General features: G+C 63.2%; 1 protein-coding gene. It reads right to left on the bottom strand.

The window, feature by feature from the left end; translation table 11 throughout:
- Positions 1–199 precede the first annotated feature (199 nt).
- Positions 200–1,114 carry an EamA family transporter RarD gene (gene rarD, locus FNA46_RS25660; protein WP_143128074.1) on the bottom strand — a complete coding sequence of 305 codons (915 nt, stop codon included), beginning with the start codon at positions 1,112–1,114 and terminating at the stop codon, positions 200–202.
- Between the last annotated feature and the right edge of the window lie 195 nt (positions 1,115–1,309).

The raw sequence follows: 1,309 nt of genomic DNA, 5'->3' as shown, positions 1-1,309 counted from the left end.
ATGAAGGCGCAGGGCTTCATCCACAATGCCAACCTGGTGAAGCCGCTGATCATCGATCATGTTGAGGATATCGTGCCGGCCATCCTGGATGCGTGGGGCGATGCGCCCGTCGATGACGGCAACGAGGCCGTGATCGCGCGCCTTTGAAGCCTGAGATGACTGTCCGGACGGCCTCATGCGTCCGGACAGGAGCAGTCGTTCAGCCGGCGCGGCTGTTGCGCAGCATGCCAAGGCTGTAGAGGCCGAGCGCCGACCAGATCAGCACGAAGGCGAACAGCTTGACCGGGCTCAGAGGCTCGCGGAACACGAAGACGGCAATCAGGAAGATGATCGTCGGGGTCAGATACTGCATGATGCCGATGGTGGAGAGGCGCAGCCGCTTGGCGCCGTTGGCATAGAGCATCAGCGGCACGGCGGTCGCAATGCCGGCAGCGGCCAGAAGCCAGCTGTCGATGGCGGTTCCGTGCGTCAGGTGACCCTGGCCGCTCGCTTCAAGCCAGAGGATATAGGGCAGGGCGGGAACGCTGAGCAGCGCCACTTCCAGGAAGAAGCCCTGGTTCGGCCCGACCGGCAGCGTCTTGCGCAGGAAGCTGTAGATGCCCCAGCTGAAGGTCAGCGTGAGCGAAATCCACGGCAGTCGCCCGGCATCCCAGGTGAGAATGCCGACGGCGACGAAAGCCAGCACGATCGCCCCCATCTGCATTGGCGACAATCTTTCCTTCAGCAGGATGGAGCCGAGCAGGATGCTGAAGAGCGGGTTGATGAAGTAGCCCAGCGCACCCTCGATGGCATGGCCGGAGCCGACGGCATAGACATAGGTGCACCAGTTGACGGTGATGAGGCTTGCCGTCACCGTCGCCATCACCAGCGTGCGCGGCGAGCGCAGGGCCGCCCGGATATCGCCGAAACGGCGGGTGACGAGCAGGATCATGGCTGCAAAGGGCAGCGACCAGACGACGCGATGCGCCAGCACCTCGAAGGGCGAGAGATGGCCGAGCGCCTTTAGATAAAGCGGCAATATGCCCCACAGGCCATAGGCGGCCAGCGCGTAGGCAAAGCCCTGCGGCGTATCGCCGGTCTGCTGCGATGCCGCCGTTGATGGTTCGTTTGCCATGGGACTACCCTTTTCTCATTCCGGCGCCCTCCATAGGCCGGAAAACCGGTTCCCGCCAATTCATTCGTTTGGTGCTTGCATCAATGTGGTTCATCCGATGGACGCGCGCGCGCGAATGTCCCGTGCGTCGTCATCCTGATGAATTGCCCCTGCCGCTGATCGCTGCCTCGTTTGGTGGTGGCCGGAAGCACCCGG

This window comes from Affinirhizobium straminoryzae (assembly GCF_007004135.1).
Lineage (GTDB): Bacteria > Pseudomonadota > Alphaproteobacteria > Rhizobiales > Rhizobiaceae > Neorhizobium > Neorhizobium straminoryzae.
This window is presented reverse-complemented; position numbering and strand designations above follow the sequence as displayed.